This window comes from Lysobacter avium (assembly GCF_015209745.1).
In the GTDB taxonomy this organism is placed as follows: domain Bacteria; phylum Pseudomonadota; class Gammaproteobacteria; order Xanthomonadales; family Xanthomonadaceae; genus Novilysobacter; species Novilysobacter avium.
In genome coordinates, this window is sequence record NZ_CP063657.1 from 2,065,097 (window position 1) to 2,085,121 (window position 20,025).

The window sequence follows — 20,025 nt, forward strand, 5'->3', positions numbered from 1 at the left end:
ACCAAGCCGGTCGTGGCTCTGGTCAAAGAGGAGCAACCATGGGATTTCTGCAAGGCAAGCGTGCGCTGATCACGGGCATCGCCAGCGATCGTTCCATCGCCAGCGGCATCGCCGAAGCCATGCACCGCGAGGGCGCGGAGCTGGCATTCACCTATTTGAACGACAAGCTCAAACCGCGCGTCGAAAAGGCCGCCGCAGCACTGGGTAGCGATATCGTCCTGCCGCTGGATGTCTCCAGCGATGCGCAGATCGCCGACTGCTTCGACCAGCTGGGCAAGCATTGGGATGGCTTCGACATCCTCGTCCACGCCATCGCGTTTGCACCGCGTGAGGCGATCGAAGGCGAATTCCTGGACGGCCTGACGCGCGAGAACTGGGCCGTCGCGCACGACGTCTCCGCCTATTCGCTGGCGGCCATTTCCAAGGCCGCGCGGCCGCTGATGGCGGGCCGCGACGGTGCGATCCTGACCCTGAGCTACCTGGGAGCCGTGCGCGCCCTGCAGAACTACAACGTGATGGGGGTGGCCAAGGCCAGCCTGGAGGCGACGGTGCGCTACCTCGCGCTGAACCTTGGGCCGGAAGGTACCCGGGTCAACGCGATCTCCGCCGGACCGATCAAGACGCTCTCGGCAGCGGGCATTTCCAACTTCCGCAAGATGCTGGGCCAGTTCGAGAAGACCTCGCCCCTGCGCCGCACCGTCACCATCGAGGACGTGGGCAACACGGCCGCCTTCCTGTGTTCCGATCTTGCCCGTGGCATCACCGGCGAGGTGACCTATGTCGACTCGGGCTACAACATCATGGGGATGAGCGGCGTCGGCAGCGACGACTGAGGCTCGATAGCGTCGCAAGAAAAAGCCCGGCATTGCCGGGCTTTTTCCTGTCAGAGATTCTGTTCCAGGACGCGTATCTTCATGCTCTTGCGCATGCCGGCCACGAGCGCCTGCACGTCGTCGATACCGGCAGCCTGGCCGAGCTGCTGCTGCAACATCTCGCGCTGCTCCTGCGGAAACTCCGCGACGTTGCCCGGTATTACCTTGTCGACCGTAAACAGGACGATGCGGCCGTCCTCCAACACCTTGCTGCCGCTCGCCGGGCCGCCCTCCTTTGCCTGGACGGCAAAGAGCGCGTCCGACACGCCAGGCGCGATCAGCGGGGCGCCACGCGGAACGGCCGTCAGCGCTTCCGGCTCGGGCAGCGACTCGGCGCTGGCCACGTCGGCGAGCGACTCGCCCTTCTCCAGCCGCGACCGCAATGCGGTCGCCCGCTCCCGCGCTGCCTTCTCAAGACCGTCGCGGCGTACCGCTTCCACCACCTGATCGCGAACGGCCGCCAGGGGCTGGGCCTCGGCGGGCGTGTGCGATACCACCCGGATCCAGACGTTGTGGTCAGGTCCAACTTCGATCGGGTCGCTGACCGTGCCGTCCTGGATCAGCACCTCGGAAAACGCCGCGCGCTTGACCGCGGGGCTGGCCGCGATACCGTCAGTGGAACTGGCGTCGAAGGGGCCGAGCTTCTGCACTTTGAGGTTGGCCGCCTCTGCCGCAAACCCCAGCCCGCTCGGATTCTCCAGCACGGCGTCCACCACGCGGCTGGACAGGTCGTTGAACATGCCCTCACGGTCGGCCTCTGCCTGCTCGCGTGCCAGCGTCTCACGCACGGCTTCGAAAGACTCCCGCTCGCCGGCCTTGACCTCGCGCAACCTGATCACGTGAAAGCCAAACTCGGTCTTGACCGGATCGCTGATCTCACCGGGAGCCATGGCAAACAGGGCGTCCTCCAGCGCACCCGGCATCATCCCGCGGTTGATCCAGCCCAGATCTCCTCCGGCGGACGCGGCGTCGTCACTGTTCTTCTCGGCAAGCGCGGCAAAATCCGTGCCCTCGGCGCGCGCCTGCGCCGCAAGTCCGGCTGCCTTCGCCTGCGCCGCCTGCACGGTCGCCGCGTCGGCATCCGGGTCGACTTCCACCAGGATGTGCGAGGCCAGGCGCTCCTCCTGCTCGGCGAACTTCTCGGACTGCTGGTCGTAGCGCTGACGCAGCGCGGCCTCGTCGGCCGGCGGGGGCGCGGGCATGTCAGCCGCCTCCAGCGAGATGTACTCGATGGTGACCTGCTCGGGGGCGCGGTAGTCGGCCAGATGGGCGTCGTACCAGGCCTGCACCTGCGCATCTGGAACGGCAACCGTGCCCGGATCCGCCGCTGGGACCACCACCACGGCGACGTCGCGTTGCTCGCCCAGCAGTCGGATCAGGCGATCCATCTCCGCGTCGGTCACGAAGTTGCTCTCCGCCAATGCGGTCATCACCAGGCCCTGCTCAAGACTCTCGCGCACCAGCTGGTCGAACTGCGCCGGCGTCCGGGCGGGCACCTGGGAGGCAAGCGCGAGCTGGTAACGCTGGGGATCAAACCGTCCATCGACCTGGAAGGCGGGGATGCGCTGGATCTCATCGATCACCATCGAGTCGCTCACCGTCACCCCGGCAGCCTGCGCCGCCATCGCCTGGATCTTCTGATCGATCAGGCTGTCCAGCACCGCACGCTTGTTTTCCATGTCCTCGAAGGCGCGGGCGTCGAACGCGTCGCCCTGGTCTGCCCGCTGTTGCTGGCGAACCTGCTCGAAACGGTTGCGGAACTCCTCGGTCGAGACTTCCTCATGCCGCCACAGCACCGATGCCGGCCAGAACGACGGCGCCGATGACCACCACGTGGGTGGCGCCTTGATCGAGGCCACGGTGCTGGTGCCGCTCTGGACCAGGTACTGATCCAGCCCGAACAGCGCGAACGGAACGATCAAAATCGCCAGGATCGTCATTGCGACCCAGCCGGTGGTCTTTTCTCGGATTTTTCGCAGCATGATGCAATCTGGTCAGGGCGGAAGCCGCACAGTTTACCGTGGATGGACGGCGCGGGCCCGCCGCGGCGACAACCGGACCTTGATCACTATCGGCGGTGGTGGCGGTTGTATCCCGGGGTGATCGCGGGCAATGACCTGGAATGCAAAACGCCCGCAAATCATCGATTTGCAGGCGTTCTGGATTTACTGGCGGAGCGGACGGGACTCGAACCCGCGACCTCCGGCGTGACAGGCCAGCATTCTAACCAACTGAACTACCGCTCCGCGCTTTGAACTCGTCAAACTGGCAACGAAACCGGCATGCCGGAACAGCGCTGCTGTCTGGACCGGCCGCCTCTACTGCTCAGCAAGCCTGGATGAAACTGGCGGAGTGGACGGGACTCGAACCCGCGACCTCCGGCGTGACAGGCCAGCATTCTAACCAACTGAACTACCACTCCGCACTTTTAACCTTGTAACCCGGCGCTGGTGGGTGCTGAGGGTTTCGAACCCCCGACCCTCTCCGTGTAAAGGAGACGCTCTACCACTGAGCTAAGCACCCGAAATTCAGACTGGGCAAATGTCACTGCCCGGTGGGTAGCCGCTTAGTTTACAGCGTCCTTCAGGGCTTTGCCAGCCTTGAACGCAGGATTGTTCGACGCCTTGATCTGGATGGTTTCGCCGGTCTTCGGGTTGCGACCCTGACGGGCGGCACGGTTGCGGACCTGGAACGTACCGAAGCCGACGAGTGTGATGGAGTCGCCCTTCTTCAGTGCATCGGTGATCACGCTGACCATCGCGTCAACCGCGCTGGATGCATCGGCCTTGGAAAGCTCCGCGGCATCGGCGACGGCGTTGACGAATTCAGTCTTGTTCATTCAATTTGACTCCCTGAGCGGTTTCACCGCGTGTGCTTGAAATCGAAGTGCCAGCGTACATGACAGCGCTCCGATCGACTTTGCCGCCTCGCCCTGCCGCAGGACGGCTTTCGCGAAACGGTTGCTGGCCGTTATACCAGCGGGGTTTTCACGGCGCAAGACTGAAACCCAGCAACGACGCGGGTTTCAGCCGTATTTTGCGGTTTTCGACTGCTCTTGCCGCGATCAGTGCTTGACCCCGGCACGCGCGCTGCGCTCGCCCTTGCGAGGTGCCGGCAGGTCGGCCTGCCCGGCCGGCGCCAACGGCGTCAGCGGGCGTTCCAGGGCGATGTCGAGCACCTCGTCGATCCAGCGGGCCGGGACGATTTTCAACCCATCGGTCACCGCCTTGGGAAGATCGACCAGATCCTTCTTGTTTTCCTCCGGGATGACCACCGTGGTGATCCCGCCGCGCAGCGCCGCAAGGAGCTTTTCCTTCAGGCCACCGATGGGAAGCACGCGACCGCGCAGGGTGATCTCCCCGGTCATGGCAACCTCGGCGCGAACCGGGTTCTTGGTCAAGGTGGACACGAGCGCGGTCACCATCGCGATGCCGGCACTGGGTCCGTCCTTGGGCGTGGCACCCTCGGGAACGTGGACGTGGACGTCGTGCTTTTCCAGAAATCCAAGATCGATGCCCAGCTGTTCGGTACGCGCGCGCACCACCGACAGGGCAGCGGAGGCGGATTCCTTCATTACGTCGCCCAGTTGACCGGTCAGCAGCAACTGGCCCTTGCCAGGCACCAGCGTTGACTCGACCTGCAGCAGCTCGCCGCCCACTTCCGTCCAGGCCAGGCCGGTGACCAGGCCGATCTCGTTCTGTTCCTCGGCACGGCCGAAGTCGAAGCGACGCACGCCCAGGTACTTGTCCAGGTTCTTGCTGGTGACCGCCAGCGGTGCCTTGCGTGCCTTCGGCTGGGGTCCGGCAAGGGCGATTTCCTTGACCACCTTGCGGCAGATCTTGGCGATCTCGCGCTCCAGGTTCCGCACCCCCGCCTCACGGGTGTAATAGCGCACGATGTCGTGCACCGCCGCCTCGGCAATCTTCAGCTCCCCGGGCTTGAGCCCGTTGGCCTTGAGCTGCTTGGGCAAGAGGTATCGCATCGCGATATTCACCTTCTCGTCCTCGGTGTAGCCCGGGATCCGGATCACTTCCATCCGGTCCAGCAACGGGCCGGGGATGTTGAGCGAGTTGGCGGTGGCGACGAACATCACTTCGCTCAGGTCCAGATCGACCTCCAGGTAATGGTCGTTGAAGGCGTTGTTCTGCTCCGGGTCCAGCACCTCCAGCAGCGCGGACGAGGGATCACCGCGGAAATCCATCGACATCTTGTCGATCTCATCGAGCATGAACAGGGGGTTGCGGGTCCCGGCCTTGGTCAGGTTCTGTACCACCCGGCCCGGCATGGATCCCACGTAGGTGCGGCGGTGGCCACGGATCTCGGCCTCATCACGCACGCCGCCCAGCGACATGCGCACGAACTTGCGGTTGGTCGCCTTGGCGATCGACTGCCCCAGCGAGGTCTTGCCCACGCCGGGCGGGCCGACCAGGCACAGGATCGCGCCCTTCATCTGCTTCACGCGGGTCTGCACGGCGAGGTACTCGAGGATGCGCTCCTTGACCTTCTCCAGCCCGTAGTGGTCCGCGTCGAGCACGTCCTGGGCCGCCTTCAGGTCCTTGCGCACCTTGCTGCGCTTCTTCCATGGCACGCCCAGCAGCCAGTCCAGGTAGTTGCGCACCACCGCGGCCTCCGCCGACATCGGCGACATCTGCTTGAGCTTGTTCAGCTCGCTCTTGGCCTTGGCCTCCACCGGTTTGGGCATGCCGGCCTCGGCGATCTTGCGGGTCAGCTCCTCGATGTCATTGGGCATGTCATCGATCTCGCCCAGCTCCTTCTGGATCGCCTTCATCTGCTCGTTGAGGTAGTACTCGCGCTGGCTCTTCTCCATCTGGCCCTTGACCCGGCCACGGATGCGCTTCTCGAGCTGCTGGACGTCGATCTCGCCGTCCACCAGGCCGATCAGCTGCTCCAGGCGCGCGCCGATGCCGTGGGTCTCCAGCAGGCGCTGCTTGTCGGAGATGCGCACGCCCAGGTGCGCCGCCACCGTATCGGCCAGGCGGCCGGGCTCATCGATGCCCGACAGCGTCTGCATCAGCTCCGGCGGCAGCTTGCGGTTGGTCTTGATGTACTGCTCGAACAGGGTCATCAGCGAACGCATGACGGCCTCGATCTCGCGCTCCTCGCGATCGACTTCGGCCGGGATCTCCTGCGCCCGTCCGCGCAGCGCGCCATCGGTCTCGACCACCTGGTCGACCTTGGCCCGCGATACACCTTCCACCAGCACCTTGATGGTCCCGTCGGGCAGCTTCAGCAGTTGCAGGACGTGGGAGAGCGTACCGACCTCGAACAGGTCGTCGGCACCCGGATCATCGGTCTCGGCGGCTTTCTGGGCGACCAGCAGGATCTGCTTGTCGCCTTCCATCGCCGCCTCGAGTGCACGGATCGACTTGTCGCGGCCCACGAACAGGGGGATCACCATGTGCGGGAACACGACGACATCGCGCAGCGGCAACACCGGCAGATCCAGTGGCCCCTCCTCGGTCGTCACGCGCTCTGTGGATTTGGTCATTTGGAACTCCGGTCGTTCATGCGGTCGCCCGCACAAGGCGGGGCCGCGAAAAAAAGGAAGGTGCCGGGAACGCCGGCCATGCCTTGATTTATGGGGGCCGCAGTGAGGGGTTGCAAGCGCGTTGTTCATCTGGCGCAGGCTGGAAGTCGCTGGCCGAAACGAAATCAGCCACTTGCGCGGGCAAGTGGCTGATCGGTGTCGCTCAAACGGTCGCAACCCGCTACACCTTGACTCAGTCCCCCGACGCCGCCTTCTGCGGCGCTGCCGCCGGTGCCTCGTAGATCAGGTACGGCTCGGTCTTGTGCTCGATGACCGACTCGTCCACGACCACCTTGCTGACATTCTCCAGCGATGGCAGCTCGTACATGGTGTCCAGCAGCACCGACTCGACAATGGTGCGCAGACCGCGGGCGCCGGTCTTGCGCTTGAGCGCCTTGCGGGCAATGGCGACCAGCGCGTCGGGCCGGAACTCCAGCTCGACGTCCTCCATTTCGAACAGCTTGCGGAACTGCTTGGTGATGGCGTTCCTGGGCTCGGTGAGGATGGTTACCAGCGCCGCCTCATCCAGTTCCTCCAGCGTGGCGACCACCGGCAGCCGGCCGACGAACTCGGGGATCAGGCCGAACTTGACCAGATCCTCGGGCTCCACCTCGGCCAGCACGGTGCCAATGTCGACCTTGCGGTCGCTGCTCTTCACCTTGGCGCCGAAACCGATGCCGCCGGCCTCGGTGCTGCGCTGCTGGATGATCTTGTCCAGGCCGGCGAATGCGCCACCGACGATGAACAGGATATTGCGCGTATCGACCTGCAGGAACTCCTGCTGCGGGTGCTTGCGACCGCCCTGCGGCGGCACACTGGCGACGGTGCCCTCGATCAGCTTCAACAGGGCCTGCTGCACGCCCTCGCCCGACACGTCACGGGTGATGGACGGGTTGTCGGACTTGCGCGAGATCTTGTCGATCTCGTCGATGTACACAATGCCCTGCTGCGCCTTCTCGACGTCGTAGTCGCACTTCTGCAACAGCTTCTGGATGATGTTTTCCACGTCCTCGCCGACATAGCCGGCCTCGGTCAGCGTGGTCGCATCGGCCATGGTGAAGGGCACATTGAGCATGCGCGCCAGCGTCTCGGCCAGCAGCGTCTTGCCCGAGCCGGTCGGGCCGACCATCAGGATGTTGGACTTCGCCAGCTCGATGTCGTCACTCTTCTGGCGGCTCTCGATGCGCTTGTAGTGGTTGTAGACCGCCACGGCGAGCGTCTTCTTCGCCCGCGCCTGGCCGATCACGTATTCGTCAAGCACGGCGAGGATCTCGCGCGGTTTGGGCAGGTGGCTGCGGGCGGACTGCGCCTTCTCCTCCAGTTCCTCGCGGATGATGTCGTTGCACAGCTCGACGCACTCATCGCAGATGAATACGCTCGGACCGGCAATCAGCTTGCGCACCTCGTGTTGGCTCTTCCCGCAGAAGGAGCAGTAGAGGATCTTGTTGCTGTCGCCGCTGGTGCGGCCCTGTCGGTCATCGGTCATGCGCTTGCCTGGATCGTCTTGGCTGAAACACAGCCCCGGGAACGCCTGTCCGGGACAATGGGTTCCTGCGTGGTTTGGTTTGAGGGTAGCACAGCGGGCGGGCCCGGAAAGTCACGGGCCCGCCGCCTAATACCGTTTGAAATCAGTACGTTGCGAGAAATCGCCTAGTATCCACTCGGCGCCGGTGTCAGCTCGCCTGGATCGACTCTTCGGGTCGGCGCTCGAGCACCTCGTCGACCAGCCCGTAGTCGCGTGCCGCCTCGGCACCCTTGAAGTTGTCGCGGTCGGTATCGCGCGCGATCGTCTCCAGCGGCTGGCCGGTGTGGCGCGACAACACCTCGTTGAGGCGCTGCTTCAATGCGAGGATCTCGCGGGCGTGGATCTCGATGTCGGTGGCCTGGCCCTGGAAGCCGCCGAGCGGCTGATGGATCATCACCCGCGAATTGGGCAACGCATAACGCTTGCCCTTCGCGCCCGACGCCAGCAACAGCGCGCCCATGGACGCCGCCTGGCCGACGCAGATCGTGCTCACGTCGGGCCGGATGTACTGCATGGTGTCGTAGATCGCCATGCCGGCGGTGACCACGCCGCCGGGCGAGTTGATATAGAGGCTGATGTCCTTCTCGGGATTTTCCGCCTCGAGGAAGAGCATCTGGGCCACGATCACATTGGCCACGTGGTCGTCGATGGGACCAACCAGGAAGATCACCCGCTCCTTGAGCAGGCGCGAGTAGATGTCGTACGCGCGCTCACCACGGCTGGTCTGTTCGACCACCATCGGCACGAGGTTCAGGGCTTTTGTTTGCTTATCCATCAAAACGGCACCTTGGCTGGCATTGCATGGGCTGACCCAATCAACGTGGGGTCGACCGGGCCGCGACGCAAGGGCCGCCGGAGCCCGCATGAGGCGGAAACCGGCAAGCCGGATCGACTACTGACGGATGGCGTCGGCGAACTCGAGCGGCTGCTCGGTGTGCTCGGCGCGCTCGGCGATCCAGTCGATCACCTGCTCTTCCATGACACGCCCCTGCAGGCCGCGCATCAGGTCCTGGTCATTGCGGTAGAGCTCGATGACCTGCTCGGGTTCCTCGTAGGTGGAGGCAATCAGGTTCAGGGTCTCGTTGACCCGCTTTGGATCGAGCTTGAGGTCGTTGCTGCGGGCCACTTCACCCACCAGCAGGCCGACCAGCACGCGCTTGCGGGCGCTGTCCATGAACTGCACATGCGCGTCGGCGGAAAGCTCGGCGTTGCGACCTTGGCGACGGGCCTGTTCAACGGCCTGCGCAGCCATGTCACGGGCCTCGTTCTCGACCAGCTTCGGCGGCATTTCCACCTCGGCGTAGGCCGCGACCAGCTGCTCGCTGACCTCGCGGCGCAGGCGGCTCATCAGGGCGCCCTTCAGCTCGCGCTCCAGATTGCTGCGGATATCGGAGCGGAACTGTTCGACATCGCCGCTGCGGATGCCGAAACTCTTGATGAACCCGGCGTCCACCTCGGGCAGATGCGGCTCGGACACCTTGCCGACCTTCAGGTTGACCACGACGGTCTTGCCCGCCAGCGCGGGCACGCGCCAATCGGCCGGGAACTGGACATCGACTTCCTTCTCATCGCCCGCCTTCATGCCCTTCAGCTCGGCCTCGATGGCCGGCAGCATGCCGCCGGAGCCGATCACCGTGGTGCCGCGCTCGGCGCCTTCGGCCGGCATGCGCTCGCCCTCGACCGTGGAGAAGGTCTCCAGCTCCACCGCGTCGCCGTCCTGGGCGCCGCGCTCGACTTCGTTCCAGCTGCGGCGCTGCAGTCGCAGGTTCTCGACCATGGTGTCGATGTCGGCGTCCTTCACCTCGGAGGTGTTGCGGACGATCTTCAGGCCGGACACGTCGATATCGCCAAAGTCAGGCACGACCTCGAAGGTCGCCACGTAGGCCAGTTCGTCAGCGTTGTCGCTGGCCGGCTCGATGGCCGGGCTGCCGGCGATCTTCAGCGACTGCTCGCGCACCGCGTTGCCGAAGCTGTCGCGCACGAGTGCGTCGAGGACTTCGGCGCGGACCTGCTGACCGAAGCGCTGCTCGATGACCTTGGGCGGGATGCGTCCGGGACGGAAGCCCTTGATCCGCGCCGTGCGCGAGATCTCGCGCAAACGGCCACCGACTTCACTCTGGTAGCGGTCCGACGGGAGGTTGAAGGTCATGCGGCGTTCAAGGGCACCGAGCGATTCGACCGAAACTTGCATATCCACTCCTGCAACCGCGGCGAACACCGACGGCACGTTGATTTGATGTTGGGCCAGGCAGACCACGGCGAGCCCGGGCCCGGCGCGGGTGAACGCGATAGTCTGGCGGATTACGCCCCCGGCTGCCAGTCTTTTCCCGGCACCTGCGAAGTCCCTTCGGCCGCGCCCGGGGCCACGATGGTGCGAAAGGGGGGACTCGAACCCCCACGCCTTGCGGCACTGGCACCTAAAGCCAGGGCGTCTACCAATTCCGCCACTTTCGCTTGCTGTCACATGGCCACGGCGATCGCAGGATAGGGGCGAACGCGGGTGCCAGGCAATAAAAAGGGCGCCGGGGACTGATCCCTGGCACCCGTTCTATCTGGTGGGCCGTGATGGATTCGAACCATCGACCTATTGATTAAGAGTCAACTGCTCTACCAACTGAGCTAACGGCCCGGAACACGCGGAATTGTACAGCACAATCCCTGAAAAAATTGGGGTGGAAGACGGGACTCGAACCCGCGACCCTCGGAATCACAATCCGATGCTCTAACCAGCTGAGCTACATCCACCACAGGCAAAACCACAACAGGCAAAACGACAGCAGGATCATATCCAAAACATGCGGGTGACTGGCGCGCCCGGCAGGACTCGAACCTGCAACCACTGGCTTAGAAGGCTAGTGCTCTATCCGGTTGAGCTACGGGCGCCTGTGGAAATCATACCGACGCCGTGGAACTTGTTGGTCGGGGCAGAGGGATTCGAACCCCCGACCCTCTGGTCCCAAACCAGATGCGCTACCAGACTGCGCTATGCCCCGATCCGGGCCTTCGTTGCACGCCAATGCCGCGAAAGGCCGACCATTCTGGCCCCGTGCCCCGGTGCTGTCAACGGTTCAGCAGCAAACCTGCGGCTGCGGTGTATCCTCGAGCGCAGACATCCAATTCTGCCCAGGGGGCTTGCATGATTCGCAGCAGCAATCCGGCGTTGAAGGAGTCCAGCTTCCTGGACATCAACAGCGGCACCGTCGTGCGCGGCGGCAATGACGTGATGACCCTCAATGGCACGGTCAACAAGACCGGCATGCTGTTGTTGCTTTGCGTCCTCACCGCCGCTTTCGCCTGGAGCCAGGTCTCCACCCCGGCCGGCATCGTCGGCGCAGCTCCCTACATGTGGGGCGGGCTGATCGGCGGCCTGGTGCTCGCGTTTGCCACCATCTTCAAGAAGGAGTGGGCGCCGATCACCGCGCCGCTGTATGCGCTGCTGGAAGGCTTCTTCCTCGGTGCCATCTCGGCGATGTTCAACCACATGTACGAAGGCATCGTGATGCAGGCGGTGCTGCTGACCTTTGCCACGCTTTTCGCGATGCTGTTTGCATACCGCAGCGGGATGATCAAGGTGACCGAGAAGTTCAAGCTCGGCGTGGTGGCCGCAACCGGCGGCATTTTCCTGGTCTACCTGGCCAGCATCGTGATGGGGTTCTTCGGCGTGAACATCCCGATGATCCACGAGTCGGGCATGGTCGGGATCGGCTTCAGCCTGGTGGTGGTCGTGGTGGCCTCCCTCAATCTGGTGCTGGACTTCGACTTCATCGAGAACGCAGTGGCCAAGGGCGCGCCCAAGCACATGGAGTGGTACGGCGCGTTTGGCTTGATGGTCACCCTGGTGTGGCTGTACATCGAGTTCCTGCGCCTGCTGTCCAAGCTGCAGTCGCGCTGAGGCCTGAGCCCGCACGAGTCACGAAAAGGGCGCTTCGGCGCCCTTTTTTTGCGTTCTATCCAGCAAAAAAAACGGAGCGCCAGTGGCGCTCCGTCGGGTCCGAAATACCATCAGCGGACGTAAACAGTTTTCCAGGTCAGACCCGGCTGGCGATCGCCTTGGCAAAGCCCATCGTGGTACCGGTGCCGCCCAGGTCGCCGGTGAGGCTGTCCTTGGCTTCCAGGGTCGCCACGATCGCCTCGCGCAGGCGGGTCGCATCGGCGGGCTTGCCGAGATGGTCGAGCATCTGCGCGGCGCCCAGCAACAGCGCGCACGGGTTGGCCTTGCCCTGGCCGGCGATGTCCGGCGCCGTACCGTGAACTGCTTCGAAGATCGCGGCATCGGCGCCGATATTGGCGCCCGGGATCAGTCCCAGGCCGCCGATCAGGCCGGCACACAGGTCGGAGATGATGTCGCCGAAAAGATTGGTCGTCACCAGCACGTCGAACTGCTCGGGGCGCATCACCAGCTGCATGCACGCGTTGTCGACGATCATCTCCTCGCACTCGATGTCCGGATACAGCGCGGCAACCTCGCGCGCGGTCTTCAGGAACAGGCCCGAGGTGGACTTGAGGATGTTGGCCTTGTGCACGACGGTAACCTTCTTGCGGCCGGCCGCGCGCGCCAGGTCGAAGGCGTAGCGGACGATGCGCTCGGAGCCCTTGCGGGTCGTCCGCGTGATGGAGATCGCGCTCTGGCCGTCGGCGGCCGTTTCCTGGCCTTCGGCGCTGTAGGCGCCTTCGGTGTTCTCGCGCACGGTGATCACGTCCACGTCAGCCGGGAAACGCGTGAGCGTGTTGGGAAAGGACTTCGCCGGACGCACGTTGGCGTACAGGTCGAAGCGCTTGCGCAGCTCGACGTTGATCGATGAGAAGCCACCGCCCACCGGCGTCGTCAGCGGGCTCTTCAAGGCAATCCGGTTCTTGCGGATGGAATCCATGGTCGCGGCCGGCAGCAGCTCGCCGGTCTTTTCCATCGCGACCATGCCGGCGTCGGCAAATTCGTACTCCAGGTCGAGCTTCATCGCATCGAGCACGTGGAGCGTTGCATCCATGATTTCCGGGCCGATGCCGTCGCCATGGATGACCGTAATCGTCTGAGTCATGTGGGATTCTCTTCCAGCTGGGGGAGCGCGCTGCGTGCTGCGCGGCGCCGAAGGGTTAGCCCCGTAATTATGCCGGATCGCCGGCCGGCCTGCAGGCCGGCGCGGACGGAAAGTCAGCTGTGGTCATGCACCGGCGGTGCCGTTCCCTTGCCCTGCTCGAGCTGGTCGAGGAAGTCGACCGCGCGGCGCAGATGCGGGATCACGATCGACCCGCCGACCACCAGGCCGACCGAGAACGTCTCGAACAGCTCCTCGCGCGTGGCACCGGCCTGATGGCACTGGCCGACGTGGTAACTGATGCAGTCATCGCAGCGCAGCACCATCGAGGCGACCAGGCCGAGCAATTCCTTGGTCTTCACGTCGAGCGCGCCGGCCTTGTAGGTCTGCGTGTCGAGGGCGAAGAAGCGCCGCACTACCTGGTTGGGTTCGGCCAGGATGCGGTCGTTCATGCGCTGGCGGAAGTCGGCGAAACCCTCGGCCTCTCCGCTTCCCAGCCGGTCGCCCGGCTCGCTCACTGCGCGCCTTCCAGCAAGGGCTCGAACTTGCCGGCGCGATGCATGGCCATCATGTCGTCGAAACCGCCCACGTGGGTGTCGCCGACGAAGATCTGCGGCACGCTGGTGCGCTTGGCGAGGGCGACCATCTTCTCGCGCTCGGCGGGGTCCTGGTCCACGCGGATCTCACGCCACTGCAAGCCCTTGCTTTTGAGGAAGTTGGCTGCGGCGACGCAATACGGACAGGTTGCGCTGGTATAGATCAGGATCTCGGGAGTGGTGGTGGAATTCAATTCGTCTCTCCTGCGGTGAACTCGGGGGGCGGTTGGCGGTCCAACTACACGGTCGACCACGCGCCGGTGGGTGCTTGTCGGCGCATCTCGGTCGGTCGTCTGCCTACATGGGTCCGCCGCGGGCCAAATTCCATTCTAATGCTCGCCGCGCCCGTCTCCGAGCTGCCCCGCTCGACCGGTTAACCGGCAATTAACCCGCCGCGCCACCGCAGCGACCATCCTCCACCCACCGCGCCACCCTTGCAGCACCGGCACCAGGAGCCTCACTTGCGCCGCATCGTCTTGCTAACCACCGCCCTCACCTTTGCCCTGGCGAGCGTGTGCGCGCCCGCGCAGGACTCGCTGCCCGACATCGGTTCGTCCGCCGGCGAACTGCTCACCCCGGGCCAGCAGGAGGAATACGGGGCGATGCTGCTGGCGCAGTTGCGTCATTACGACTACATCCTGGAAGACCCGTTGATCGACAGCTGGCTGGATGCGCTGGGCAGTCGCCTGGGTGCGAGCAGTGATCGCCCGACGCAGCCGTTCACCTTCTTCATGCTGCGCGAGCGCCAGATCAACGCCTTTGCCACCCTCGGCGGCTACATCGGGGTGAACGCCGGGTTAGTGCTGGCGGCCGATCGCGAGGACGAGGTCGCCGGGGTGATGGCCCACGAGATATCCCACGTCACCCAGCAGCACGTGCTGCGGGGCGCCGAGCGTGCTCAAAAAGACCAGCTCCCGCTCCTGCTGGGCATGCTGGGCGCCATCGTCGCCGCGCAGGCCGCGGGCGGCAGCTCCTCTGGGGAGGCCACCCAGGCGGCGATCATGTCGGCGATGGGCCTGGCCCAGCAGCGCCAGATCAACTACACGCGATCCAATGAGCACGAGGCCGACCGCATCGGCATGCAGACCCTCGCCCGCGCCGGCTACGACGCCGGTGCGATGGCCGACTTTTTCCTGGTCATGCAGGCGCGCTCGCGGGCCAACGCCGCCGGTGCCTACGACATCCCCGACTACCTGATGACCCACCCGGTCACCACGACCCGTATCAGCGAGGCCAAGGAGCGCGCCGAGCGGCTGGGTGCGGGCGGTCGTTCGTTCCGGGCCGGCTCGATTGCGACCGACAACCCGCTGCTGCCCAATGGGCTGACCATCCAGGCCAGTGACGCCCAGGGCACCGGACACTTCGACCTGGCCCGCGAGCGCCTGCGCGTGTTCAGTGCCGAATCGCCTACCGCAGCCATTCGCGAGTACGAGCAGATTGCCGCCCGTGGGCAGCTCGATGAGGCACAGCGCTACGGGTTGGCAATCGCACGCCTGCGCGCGGGACAGACCTCCGCGTCGGTAAAGCTCCTGCAGGCGTTGCTCAACGATCGCCCGACAGACCTGTGGATCAACCTGGGGTTGGCGGAGGCGGAGTCGCGCAGCGGTCGGAAGGCGACCGCCGATACGCGATTCGAGGCGCTGGTGCAGCGACTGCCGCGCAATCGCGCCGTGGTCCTGACCTACGCCTCCGCGCTGCTGGAACGCGACGACCTGGAATCGGGCAAGCGCGCCCAGGCAGTGCTGCGTCCGCTGGCCGGCCAATCCGGGAGTGATCCCGAGTTCCAGCGCAGTTTTGCGCGCGCCAGCGAAATCGCCGGTGAGCCGATCCGCGCTGGCGAGGCCTACGCGGAGGCGGCGTTCCTGAGCGGCCGCGCCGAACAGGCGCTCGTGCAGTTGAACGTGCTGAAGAAGCGCCCGGAGGTGGACTATTACGCACGGGCCCGGATCGAAGCGCGCATCGCCCGGATCACGCCCACGGTGCTGGAGCTGCATCGTCAGGGCATCCGCGACGAGGTACTGGAACGGCGCTAGCCTGAGCGGCGAGCGGCGTGCGTTTTCGGCGCTGTCATCAACCGGTCATGAAGCCGTGGTGTACTGCCCAAACCGGAAGCAGCCGGATCGCGGCGATTCCCGCCCTACCCTCTCGAGGCATTCGAGCTTTCCTTGCAAAAACGCATCCTGATTGTCGAAGACGAGCCGGCCATCCGCGACATGGTCGCCTTCGCCGTATCGCGCAGCGACTACGAACCGGTGACGGCGGGCGATGCACAGGAGGCGGAGCTGGCCATTGCCGACCGCGTGCCCGACCTGATCCTGCTGGACTGGATGCTGCCTGGCACCAGCGGCATCGAACTGGCCCGGCGCTGGCGTCGGAACGCGCTGACCCGCGACATCCCGATCATCATGCTCACCGCGCGCGGCGAGGAGGACGACCGGGTGGGCGGCCTGGAGGCGGGTGTCGATGACTACGTGGTCAAGCCGTTCTCCACCCGCGAGTTGCTGGCGCGGATCCGCGCGGTGCTGCGCCGCGCGCGCGAGGACGACGAAGACGGCAGCATCCGGATCGGTGCCCTGCGCATGGATGGCGCTGCCCACCGGGTGTTCGCCGGTGATCCGGGCAATGAGCAAGCGGTCGCGATCGGACCGGCCGAGTACCGCCTGCTGCATTTCTTCATGACCCACGCCGACCGTGTGTATTCCCGCCCCCAGCTGCTGGATCACGTCTGGGGCGGCAGCGTTTACGTGGAGGAGCGGACCGTGGACGTGCATGTGCGCCGGGTGCGCCGGGCGCTGGAGCCGTTCGCGCTCGACGGCATGATCCAGACCGTGCGCGGCGTGGGCTACCGCTTCTCCGCCGCCCCCACCACCTGAGCCGCGCGGGACCTGTTGGATACTGGGCCATGACTCCCGATGCCCGCAACGCCTGGCTGCGCACCCTTGGCCTGACCGCCGCCGGTCTCGTGATCGCGGGCGCGCTCGGCATCGTCGCAGGGCACTTCTGGCCCGTACTGGCGCTGGCAGCTCTGGCGATGCTGGGCTGGCAACACTGGCAACTGGGCCGTGTACTCCACCGTCTCGGCGCGCGCCGCTGGCCCCGGCTTGCCGGAAAGCCGGGGGTCTGGGACGAACTGGAGCGCCTGCACGATCGCGACCAGCGCGAGCGCCGGCTGCGCAAGCGGCGTCTGCTGGAGATGCTGCGGGCCTACCGGGCGGCGGCGGCCGCGTTGCCCGATGCGGTCGTGGTGGTGGAGCGCAACAGCCAGCGCATCCGCTGGTTCAACCAGGCCGGGGCGAAGCTGCTCGGACTGCATTATCCGGCCGATGTCGGCGCGCCACTGGTCCCACGCCTGCACCCCTTGCCCATGGCGCAATGGCTCGCCAGTGGCCGCCACGCCGACACCATCGAGGTCGCCTCACCGGTCAGCCCGGCCATCCGCCTGAGCGTGCGCCTGATCCCCTACTCGGAGAACCTGTGGCTGCTGGTGGCACGCGACGTCACCCGACTGCTCCAGCTGGAGCATATGCGTCGGGACTTCGTGGCCAACGTCTCCCACGAACTGCGCACGCCACTGACGGTGATCCACGGCTACCTGGACATGATCGATCCAGACGAGCACCGCGCCCTGTCACCGATGCTGGGCGAGATGCAGCGCCAGTCGCAACGCATGGCCAGGCTGGTCGAGGACCTGCTGGCGCTGTCGCGGCTGGAGTCCGCGGACGGTGCGCCGGTCGAAGAGCGGGTGCCGATGGCGCCCCTGCTCGACACGCTGCGCCGCGAAGGTCTCGCGCTCGGCCAGGACAGGCACCGGATCGTGGTGGAAAACACGGCAGGCGTCGATCTATGGGGATCGGCCGCCGAGTTGCACAGCGCGTTCTCCAACCTGGTCGGCAATGCGGTGCGGCATACGCCCGACGGCGGCCAGGTGCTGATCCGGTTCCGGCGTGATGACGGCCACCAGGACGGGCCGGCCGGAGAGGCGGGCGGTGTCGTACTGGAAGTCATCGACAGCGGCATGGGCATCGCCGCCGAGCACCTGCCTCGGCTCACCGAACGCTTCTACCGCGTATCCAACAGCCGCTCACGCACCAGTGGCGGGACCGGGCTCGGCCTGGCGATCGTCAAGCACGTGCTGCAGCGGCACCATGCGCGCCTCGAGGTGCGCAGCCGGGTCGGGGATGGCAGCATGTTCTCCTGTCACTTCACGGCTGCGCGGGTCCGTCCACCTGAGCCCGACGCCAGTCACCCCGCTCCCAGCGAGGCCATGCAATGAATGCCCCTGAACGGCAGACCCCGCCCTCGTCTGCGCCGCCACCGATGCAGGTCGAGCTGGAGCAGATGCTGCCCGACGACGCGCCACTGGACGCCGGTTTGTACAGCGACAGCAAAGCCGTTGGTCCGCTGCATGATCCCTCCCTTTACTTCAACCGCGAGTTGTCGCAACTGGCCTTCAACGTGCGCGTGCTGGCACAGGCGCAGGACTCCGGGGTGCCACTGCTGGAGCGGCTGAAATTCCTCTGCATCAGTTGCACCAACCTGGACGAGTTTTTCGAGATCCGGGCCGGTGCCGTCCAGCACGCCCTGGATGTGGGGGGACCGCTGGCGCCCGACGGCCTGTCACCCGCCGCCCTGCTGACCCGCATCCACGACGAAGCCGCTGCTTTGGTCGCGGCGCAGTACGAATGCTGGAACACGCTGCTTCGCCCGGAGATGGCCGAGGCCGGCGTGCGCGTGCTGGCCCGCGGCAGCTGGAGCAAGCGCCAGACCCGCTGGTTGCGCGCGTATTTCCGCGACGAGATCATGCCGGTGCTGTCGCCGCTGGGACTGGACCCCGCGCATCCGTTCCCGAAGATCCTCAACAAGTCGCTCAACATCGTCGTCGTGTTGAAGGGACGCGACGCGTTCGGCCGCAGCGGCGGGCTGGCGATCGTGCGGGCGCCGCGGTCGCTGTCGCGCATTATCCAGGTGCCCGAGCGTGTCAGCGGCGGCCCCAACGATTTCGTGTTCCTGTCTGCGGTCCTCTCGAGCTTCGTCGATGAGCTGTTCCCGGGGATGGAGGTCCAGGGCGCCTACCAGTTCCGGGTGACCCGCAACTCGGAATTGTTCGTCGATGAGGAGGAGGTCGACAACATCGCCCTGGCGCTGCGCGATGAACTCGCGGGCCGCGGCTACCTGCGCGCGGTCCGCCTGGAAATCGCCGACGCGTGCCCGGAACCTATCGTCAACCTGTTGCTGGAGAAGTTCGCCCTCGCCCCCGAGGCGGTGTACCGCATCAAGGGCCCGGTCAACCTCAACCGCGTCATCCAGGTGTACGACCTGGTCGATCGCCCGGACCTGAAGTTCCCGCCGTTCCAGCCGCGGGCGCTGCCCGGGATGGACCGGATGTTCGAGACGATCGCCGCAGGCGACGTGCTGCTGCACCACCCCTTCGATGCCTTCACCCCGGTGCTGGAGCTGTTGCGCCAGGCGGCCGAGGACCCGGCCGTACTGGCGATCAAGCAGACGCTCTACCGGTCGGGCAAGGATTCAGCGATCGTGGCTGCGCTGATCAACGCCGCGCGCAACGGCAAGGACGTCACCGCGGTGGTCGAACTGCGAGCGCGCTTCGACGAGGAGGCCAACCTGGGTTTCGCCGACCGCATGCAGGAAGCCGGCGTGCAGGTCGTCTACGGCGTGGTGGGCTACAAGACCCACGCCAAGATGATGCTGGTGGTGCGCCGCGAGGGGCGCAAGCTGCGCCGCTACGTGCACATGGGCACCGGCAACTACCATGCCGGCACCGCGCGGCTGTACACCGATCTGGGCCTGATGACGGCCCATCCGGAGATCGGCAATGACGTCCACCTGATCTTCCAGCAACTGTCCGGCCTGGCGCCGTCGATGACGCTCAAGCGCCTGCTGCAATCGCCGTTCACCCTGCACGCGGGAATGCTGCAGCGGATCGACCGCGAACGGGCCCACGCCGAGGCCGGGCGTCCGGCCCGGATCGTGGCGCGCATGAACGCCCTCAATGAGCCGCAGGTGATCCGTGCGCTGTACCGCGCGTCGCAAGCAGGTGTGGAAATCGACCTGATCGTCCGCGGTGCCTGCACCCTGCGGCCGGGCGTACCTGGTGTGAGCGAGAACATCCGCGTGCGCTCCATCGTCGGCCGCTTCCTCGAGCACAGCCGCGCCTACTGGTTCGCCAACGACGGCGCGCCGGAACTGTTCTGCGCGAGTGCCGACTGGCTGGAGCGCAACCTGCTGCGCCGGGTCGAGACCTGCTTCCCGATCCTGGACCCCGCGGTCGCCAGGCGGGTGTTCGACGAGGCGCTGAAGAACTACCTGGACGACAACCTCAACGCCTGGGAACTGCAACCCGGGGGCGGCTACCGCCTGGTTGAACGCGCAGACGACGCCCTGCCGCATTCGGCCCAGGCATCGTTGTTGGCCAAACTGTGCGGATGATCGA

Annotated in this window: 15 protein-coding genes and 8 tRNA genes; 6 read left to right on the forward strand and 17 right to left on the reverse strand. The window is 65.7% G+C overall.

The genetic code is table 11. The annotated features are described in order from the left end of the window. Positions 1-38: 38 nt before the first annotated feature. On the forward strand, positions 39-833 hold the full coding sequence (locus INQ42_RS09315) for an enoyl-ACP reductase FabI (RefSeq protein ID WP_194034026.1): 795 nt from the start codon (positions 39-41) through the stop codon (positions 831-833). A 50-nt stretch (positions 834-883) separates the two neighbouring features. Here the strand turns inward: INQ42_RS09315 and INQ42_RS09320 are convergent, their stop codons facing one another. The 14 genes from INQ42_RS09320 to INQ42_RS09385 all read right to left on the reverse strand — a co-directional run bounded on the left by INQ42_RS09320 (position 884) and on the right by INQ42_RS09385 (position 10,938). Next, positions 884-2,854, reverse strand: coding sequence for a SurA N-terminal domain-containing protein (locus INQ42_RS09320; RefSeq protein ID WP_194034027.1), 1,971 nt, complete (start codon positions 2,852-2,854; stop codon positions 884-886). A gap of 187 nt (positions 2,855-3,041) precedes the next feature. Next, positions 3,042-3,118: transfer RNA gene (locus INQ42_RS09325), tRNA-Asp, on the reverse strand. Positions 3,119-3,217: 99 nt separating this feature from the next. Continuing rightward, positions 3,218-3,294, reverse strand: a tRNA-Asp gene (locus tag INQ42_RS09330). Positions 3,295-3,320: 26 nt separating this feature from the next. After that, positions 3,321-3,395 (reverse strand) — tRNA-Val (locus tag INQ42_RS09335). A 43-nt stretch (positions 3,396-3,438) separates the two neighbouring features. Beyond that, positions 3,439-3,711 carry an HU family DNA-binding protein gene (locus tag INQ42_RS09340; RefSeq protein WP_194034028.1) on the reverse strand — a complete coding sequence of 91 codons (273 nt, stop codon included), beginning with the start codon at positions 3,709-3,711 and terminating at the stop codon, positions 3,439-3,441. 225 nt (positions 3,712-3,936) lie between these two features. After that, positions 3,937-6,381: an endopeptidase La gene (lon, locus tag INQ42_RS09345; protein ID WP_194034029.1), complete on the reverse strand. Its 2,445-nt coding sequence runs from the start codon at positions 6,379-6,381 to the stop codon at positions 3,937-3,939. A 232-nt stretch (positions 6,382-6,613) separates the two neighbouring features. Then, positions 6,614-7,906 (reverse strand): ATP-dependent Clp protease ATP-binding subunit ClpX, encoded by a 1,293-nt coding sequence (gene clpX, locus INQ42_RS09350; protein ID WP_194034030.1) that lies wholly within the window; start codon positions 7,904-7,906, stop codon positions 6,614-6,616. A gap of 187 nt (positions 7,907-8,093) precedes the next feature. Then, positions 8,094-8,720 carry an ATP-dependent Clp endopeptidase proteolytic subunit ClpP gene (gene clpP / locus INQ42_RS09355; protein WP_193984070.1) on the reverse strand — a complete coding sequence of 209 codons (627 nt, stop codon included), beginning with the start codon at positions 8,718-8,720 and terminating at the stop codon, positions 8,094-8,096. Positions 8,721-8,837: 117 nt separating this feature from the next. After that, on the reverse strand, positions 8,838-10,136 hold the full coding sequence (gene tig / locus INQ42_RS09360) for a trigger factor (RefSeq protein WP_194034031.1): 1,299 nt from the start codon (positions 10,134-10,136) through the stop codon (positions 8,838-8,840). A gap of 178 nt (positions 10,137-10,314) precedes the next feature. Continuing rightward, positions 10,315-10,399, reverse strand: a tRNA-Leu gene (locus tag INQ42_RS09365). Positions 10,400-10,498: 99 nt separating this feature from the next. Then, positions 10,499-10,574 (reverse strand) — tRNA-Lys (locus INQ42_RS09370). A gap of 39 nt (positions 10,575-10,613) precedes the next feature. Beyond that, a tRNA-His gene (locus INQ42_RS09375) sits at positions 10,614-10,690 on the reverse strand. Between the two features lie 61 nt (positions 10,691-10,751). Continuing rightward, a tRNA-Arg gene (locus INQ42_RS09380) sits at positions 10,752-10,828 on the reverse strand. Positions 10,829-10,861: 33 nt separating this feature from the next. After that, positions 10,862-10,938, reverse strand: a tRNA-Pro gene (locus tag INQ42_RS09385). A 143-nt stretch (positions 10,939-11,081) separates the two neighbouring features. Here INQ42_RS09385 and INQ42_RS09390 point away from each other — a divergent pair. Next, positions 11,082-11,837, forward strand: coding sequence for a Bax inhibitor-1/YccA family protein (locus INQ42_RS09390; protein ID WP_194034032.1), 756 nt, complete (start codon positions 11,082-11,084; stop codon positions 11,835-11,837). Positions 11,838-11,973: 136 nt separating this feature from the next. Here INQ42_RS09390 and INQ42_RS09395 read toward each other — a convergent pair whose 3' ends face one another. The 3 genes from INQ42_RS09395 to grxC form a co-directional block, all read right to left on the reverse strand. Beyond that, positions 11,974-12,981, reverse strand: a complete 1,008-nt coding sequence (locus INQ42_RS09395; protein ID WP_194034033.1) for an isocitrate dehydrogenase — start codon at positions 12,979-12,981, stop codon at positions 11,974-11,976. 113 nt (positions 12,982-13,094) lie between these two features. Further along, complete coding sequence (locus tag INQ42_RS09400; RefSeq protein WP_228064493.1) at positions 13,095-13,430, reverse strand: carboxymuconolactone decarboxylase family protein; 336 nt, start codon at positions 13,428-13,430, stop codon at positions 13,095-13,097. Between the two features lie 62 nt (positions 13,431-13,492). Then, entirely contained in the window at positions 13,493-13,768 is a 276-nt protein-coding gene (grxC, locus tag INQ42_RS09405; protein ID WP_194034034.1) for a glutaredoxin 3, read from the reverse strand. 267 nt (positions 13,769-14,035) lie between these two features. On the opposite strand from grxC, the gene INQ42_RS09410 reads away from it, so the two are divergent. From INQ42_RS09410 to ppk1, 4 genes are all read left to right on the forward strand, one after another. Beyond that, positions 14,036-15,607, forward strand: a complete 1,572-nt coding sequence (locus tag INQ42_RS09410) for a M48 family metalloprotease (protein ID WP_407070763.1) — start codon at positions 14,036-14,038, stop codon at positions 15,605-15,607. 132 nt (positions 15,608-15,739) lie between these two features. Then, positions 15,740-16,447: a phosphate regulon transcriptional regulator PhoB gene (phoB, locus tag INQ42_RS09415; RefSeq protein ID WP_194034036.1), complete on the forward strand. Its 708-nt coding sequence runs from the start codon at positions 15,740-15,742 to the stop codon at positions 16,445-16,447. 29 nt (positions 16,448-16,476) lie between these two features. Then, positions 16,477-17,847 carry a phosphate regulon sensor histidine kinase PhoR gene (gene phoR, locus INQ42_RS09420; protein ID WP_194034037.1) on the forward strand — a complete coding sequence of 457 codons (1,371 nt, stop codon included), beginning with the start codon at positions 16,477-16,479 and terminating at the stop codon, positions 17,845-17,847. 65 nt (positions 17,848-17,912) lie between these two features. Then, positions 17,913-20,021: a polyphosphate kinase 1 gene (ppk1, locus tag INQ42_RS09425; RefSeq protein ID WP_194035843.1), complete on the forward strand. Its 2,109-nt coding sequence runs from the start codon at positions 17,913-17,915 to the stop codon at positions 20,019-20,021. The last annotated feature ends 4 nt before the right edge of the window (positions 20,022-20,025 follow it).

Bases quoted from the DNA above. Each gene is read 5' to 3' on its own strand.
- INQ42_RS09390 (WP_194034032.1), top strand. From the start codon at position 11,082: ATGATTCGCAGCAGCAATCCGGCGTTGAAGGAGTCCAGCTTCCTGGAC.
- phoR (WP_194034037.1), top strand. From the start codon at position 16,477: ATGACTCCCGATGCCCGCAACGCCTGGCTGCGCACCCTTGGCCTGACC.
- INQ42_RS09315 (WP_194034026.1), top strand. From the start codon at position 39: ATGGGATTTCTGCAAGGCAAGCGTGCGCTGATCACGGGCATCGCCAGC.
- INQ42_RS09340 (WP_194034028.1), bottom strand. From the start codon at position 3,711: ATGAACAAGACTGAATTCGTCAACGCCGTCGCCGATGCCGCGGAGCTT.
- lon (WP_194034029.1), bottom strand. From the start codon at position 6,381: ATGACCAAATCCACAGAGCGCGTGACGACCGAGGAGGGGCCACTGGAT.
- ppk1 (WP_194035843.1), top strand. From the start codon at position 17,913: ATGCTGCCCGACGACGCGCCACTGGACGCCGGTTTGTACAGCGACAGC.
- clpP (WP_193984070.1), bottom strand. From the start codon at position 8,720: ATGGATAAGCAAACAAAAGCCCTGAACCTCGTGCCGATGGTGGTCGAA.
- INQ42_RS09395 (WP_194034033.1), bottom strand. From the start codon at position 12,981: ATGACTCAGACGATTACGGTCATCCATGGCGACGGCATCGGCCCGGAA.
- tig (WP_194034031.1), bottom strand. From the start codon at position 10,136: ATGCAAGTTTCGGTCGAATCGCTCGGTGCCCTTGAACGCCGCATGACC.
- INQ42_RS09400 (WP_228064493.1), bottom strand. From the start codon at position 13,430: ATGAACGACCGCATCCTGGCCGAACCCAACCAGGTAGTGCGGCGCTTC.
- INQ42_RS09320 (WP_194034027.1), bottom strand. From the start codon at position 2,854: ATGCTGCGAAAAATCCGAGAAAAGACCACCGGCTGGGTCGCAATGACG.
- clpX (WP_194034030.1), bottom strand. From the start codon at position 7,906: ATGACCGATGACCGACAGGGCCGCACCAGCGGCGACAGCAACAAGATC.